The 4,643-nt window shown below is 67.2% G+C and carries 2 protein-coding genes; both read right to left on the bottom strand.

Annotated features, from left to right (window positions below; genetic code table 11):
- Positions 1-2,585 (bottom strand): double-strand break repair helicase AddA (gene addA, locus EN964_RS25255; protein ID WP_127276871.1); only part of this gene is annotated, 2,585 nt, incomplete at its 3' end.
- On the bottom strand, positions 2,582-4,643 hold a 2,062-nt coding region (addB, locus tag EN964_RS25250), incomplete at its 5' end, for a double-strand break repair protein AddB (RefSeq protein WP_127276869.1). The genes addA and addB, both read right to left, overlap by 4 nt.

Here is a 4,643-nt window from a genome sequence, read left to right as displayed (position 1 = left end):
TCGGCGAGTTCCCGTGCCCGCGCCGCCGCTGCTTTGGAAAAGCCGTTGGCGACGTCGCTGGCAGAGCGCCAGAGATAGCCCTTGCCGTCCCAATTCGCGCCGGAGCCATCGAAGGGCATCAGGCGCGGCAGATGCTGGTCACTGAACGGGGCGGAACCGCCATCGACCAGGAACACGACCGGCGCTTCCAGGCCCTTGGCAGCGTGCAGGGTCATGACCCGGACCTCGTCGCGGGTCTGGTCCATCTCGCGCTTGATCTCAGGACCGGCGTTTTCCAGCGTCGACAGGAAGGCTTCCAGCCCCGGCAGGCCGGTCCGTTCCTCGGCCAGGCAGAAGCTGAGGAACTCGTCGAGAATGTCGCCGGCTTCGGGCCCGAGCCGCGCGATCATCTTGCGGCGCACGCCATCACGCGCCAGCAGGCCAGCGTAAAACTCGAACACCGGTTTGAAGGCGGCCTCGTTCGTCCAGATGTCGACCTGGGCGACGATCTTCGCCAGTCTCTCGCTTTCGCCGGCGTGCTGTCGCAACGACGCGATCAGCGACAAGCCGGACGGCCTCTGCGCGGCGAGCGTGAAAAGCGTCTCTTCCGGCAGATCGAAGATCGGGCTGCGCAACACGGCGGCAAGCGACAGATCGTCCTGCGGCTGGATGAGGAGATGACCGAGCGCAATCAGGTCCTTGACCGCGATGTGTCCAGGCAGGCTCAGCCGGTCGGCGCCGGCAACCGGAATGTCGCGGCGTTTGAGTGCGCGGGTCAGCGCATGGACGAAGCGGTCGCGCTTGCGCACCAGCACCAGCACATCGCCCGGCCGCAGCCGCTTGCCCCGGCCTTCGATGATTTCGCCACTGCCGATCCAGCCGGCGATTGTGGCGGCGACGTTCTCAGCCACGCGCACCGCCGGCGCGTGCGCATGGTCGATGGCTTGCGTCCAGTCGTCGGGCTCATCGACGACATCGGCGCCGACCGACGGCCACACCTCGACATAGCCCGGTGCGTCGGTGCGGATCGCCTGGTGGCGCAGCGGATCGGGATCATGGCTGATGCCGCGCCGCACGCTCGCGTCGGCGAAGACGCGGTCGACCGCGGTAAGAACGTCGTCGGTCGAGCGGAACGACCAGGTCAGTTTGAGATCGGCAAAGGACGCCTCGGCGTCACGCACCCGTCCCGCGAACAACAGCCGGCTGTCGGCGAAGGAGTCCGGGGCAGCCCCCTGGAACGAATAGATCGACTGCTTCTCGTCGCCGACCGCGAAGACCGTGCGATGGACCCTGTCGCGCGCGCCAAAGCCGGCAAAGAATTCTTCCGCCAGCCGTTTCACCACTTCCCATTGGTCCGGACTGGTGTCCTGCGCCTCGTCGAGCAGGATATGGTCGATGCCCTGGTCAAGCTTGTATTGCACCCAGGGGCCGGCGTCTGGCCGCGCCAGCAGGTTGACGGTGCGGGTGATCAGGTCGTTGAAATCGAGAAAGCCGCGGCTGCGCTTCAGCATTTCGTAGCGGGCGATCAGCCAGTCGGCGATGGTCAGCGCCGCTCTTGTACCCTCCAGCATCCGGAACAGGGCCAGCCGGTCGGTGGTTTCGACGATGGCATTGGCGGCCGAGAGATAGCGCTCCGCCAGATCCGGCAGCCGGTCGACCAGGGCCTTCCTGAAGGCCTTTGCCGGGTCGTAGGCGTCGCCATCGGTCTTGAGGAAGGCTCGCGCCAGCAGTTGCAGGCGCCGAATGGGATCGCCCTCGGCGAAAGCCTGCCGCGCATAGGGCAGGATGTTGTTCAGCACCGATCTGGCGTCGGTGGCCTCGGCTGCGTGGGCGAAGCCGGCAAAATAGTCGGGCAGGAAACCCGGCAACGGCCATACCGAAGCGGCTATGCCCTCGGCCGTCTGGCCTGGATGGAAATGGAATTCCTCGAACAGGGCCTGGAAGCGCGTGCCATCACGCCCGACGGCGTCGATGAAATTGCGCAAGCCGTCGCGCTTGCGCACGATCTCACCCAGCAAGGCGTCGAGCCCGGCTTCGCCGCCCCGATCGAGAATGGCGGCAAAAGCCTCGGCCAGATCCCTGTCGCCGGCGGATGTGCCGGAGATCATCTCGCGGCGCGCCGCGGCGAACAGCGATGCCTCCATCTGGCCGTCGAGCATCTCGAAATGGGCCGGGATGTTGGCTTCCAGCGGGAACTGGTGCAGCACCGATTCGCAGAAGGCATGGATGGTCTGGATCTTCAACCCGCCGGGCGTTTCCAGTGCCTCGGCGAACAGGCGCCGCGCCCGGCGCATGGTCTCGAGATCCGGCCGGCGGCCTTCCAGAGCCTCGACCTTTGCCGCAAGGTCGGCGTCACCGAGCGTGGTCCATTCCGACAGTGTCGAGAAGACCCGGTTGGACATGTTGGCGGCAGCGGCGCGCGTATAGGTCAGGCACAGGATCTTCGAGGGATCGGTGCCGCGCAGCAGCAACCGGATGACGCGCTGGGCCAGCACATGGGTCTTGCCGGATCCGGCATTCGCCGACACCCAGGCGGAATTGCCGGGATCGGCGGCGCGGGCTTGGCTGGTCGCGGTGTCGCTGGGGATCGGATAGGCCTTTTTCATGCCTCCCCTGCCTCGTCGCCGGCATCGCCGCCTGCCGACCATTCGAGCACGCGGGCAAGATGGTCGTAGTCGCCATCGGTCTCGCCTTCGCGGAACGGCAGCGCGCGCGACAGATAACCCGTCGCAGGATCGGCATAGTGGATCAACAGCTTTTCCAGCCGCGCCCAGGCCTCTTCGGCAAGATCGGTCGCGGTCCGCGGCTGGCGATTGTGTTCGAGGATGGATTCCTCGAACACCTCGCCATTCGGCTTCAGCCTGATGAAGGCCAGTTGAGAGGGCTCGCGTACGCCCAGATCCTTGAAGGCGCCGCGCCTGAGCAGCGCGCCCTCCAACGCCAGTTGCGGCGCAAGCAGTGTGTGCGCCTGCGCCTTGGACGGCGAGGAACCGGTCTTGTAATCCAGTATGTCGGCCATGCCGCCGGCCAAAAGGTCAACGCGGTCGGCGTAGCCGGACAGCGTCACGCCGGATTGGCCGACAACGGTCTTGCCGGCGCGCTCCTCGGCATGGCGCTTTGTCACCGCATCGGCGCGCGTGCGCTCCCACCCGATGATGTTGGCGGCGAGTTTCTCGAAGCGCGGCCACCACACCGCCTCGACATCGGCCGGAAGTGCGGCCTCGGCAAAACAGGCGCGGCCGGCGGCGATAAGGCCGGCGAGCGCCTCGGGGGTGCGCGGATCGGCGACACTGCCTGAGAACAGATGCAGGATGGCGTGAAACAGCGTGCCGCGCTCGGCCGCACCGGGGTCGCGGATGACCTGATCGAGCGGCATCAGTCCAAGGATCCGTCTCGCATAGACAGCGTAGGGATCCCGGCGCAGGGTCTCGATCTCGGTGACCGAGAAATGCGTCGGGCGCACCGACAGGGGCGGCTTCGGCTGCGGCCGTGGCGCGAAATCCCGCCTTGGGCCTGTATCCAGCGCGCGCGCCCAGGCGAGCAGTTCGTCGCCACGCCGGCGCAGCTCCGCTGCCTGATTGTTGCCGATAAAGGTCAGCAGCCGCTGAAGCCAGCGCGACGGCACGGCGGGTGCGTCGCCGGCGCGCGCCGAGCGGGACAGCACCACTTTCCCAGCGCCCATGGCCATCTGGAAATCATGCGCGGCAAGGCCGATGCGCCGCTCGGGCGGTTCGAGGTCGATACCGGTCTTCATCAGCCGCGACATGAAGCGGTCGCTCTCGGGCTTGCGCGGCCATACGCCCTCATTGAGCCCGCCGATGACCAGCGTATCGACGGTCAGCAATCGGGCTTCCAGCGCACCCCAGATGGCGATGTTCCGGTCGGTGCCCTGTGCCGGCTTGACCGATTCAGGCGCGATCAGCGCCGCCATGATATCGGGCCACTCGGTCGCCGCGAAGGACAGTGAAGCCGAAGCCGCGACCAGCCCGCGCAGCAGTTCGGCAAGCTTTTCGCCGGCGTCACCGGCATAGAGTTCGCCAAGACCACCGTCGGCGGTGCGGCCGAGATTTTCGAGTGTGGCGACGCTGGCCCTGACAAGCGCGGCAAGGTCGGCATCGTCCCGGCCGCGGAAGGCTGCGAGCGGCGCCAGAGCCTGCTTGAGACGTTCAAGCAAATTCCGGGTAGTTTCGATGGAGCGCACGGTCAGCCGGGAAAACCAGAAGGGCGGCCGGCTGCCGCCGCCCAGACCGGTGAGGCGGGCCTCGAACAGTTCCGGCAGCGAAACGATGTCTGGGCGGCCGGTGCCGCCGCGCAGCGCCACCAGCTCGACCAGTTCCGCCGCGTGGCGCACATCGGCCCGTTCGAGGCCGAGGCCAAGCAGCGGATGCTTGAGCAGCGACAACAGGCCGACCGGATCGCCTGGCCTGAACAATGCCTCGAGCGCCAGCCTGAGCAGGCTGGCCGCCGGGGTGTTGGCGAGCGGCGTGCCACCGGAATCGTCGGCGGCGACGCCGAAGCGCTGGAGCTCGATCGAGACGCGCCGTGCCAATGCGCGATCGCCGGTGACGAGAGCCGCCCTTTGGCCGGGCTGTTCGACCGCGCGCTTGAGCGCGACGGCGATGGCGACAGCTTCATCACGTTCGCTGGCAGCTTCGAGCAAGGTC

Source organism: Mesorhizobium sp. M7A.F.Ca.CA.001.10.2.1, assembly GCF_003998575.1.
In the GTDB taxonomy this organism is placed as follows: Bacteria; Pseudomonadota; Alphaproteobacteria; order Rhizobiales; family Rhizobiaceae; genus Mesorhizobium.
The sequence above is the reverse complement of the archived record's forward strand: the minus strand, read 5'-3'. Positions and strand labels throughout refer to the sequence as shown.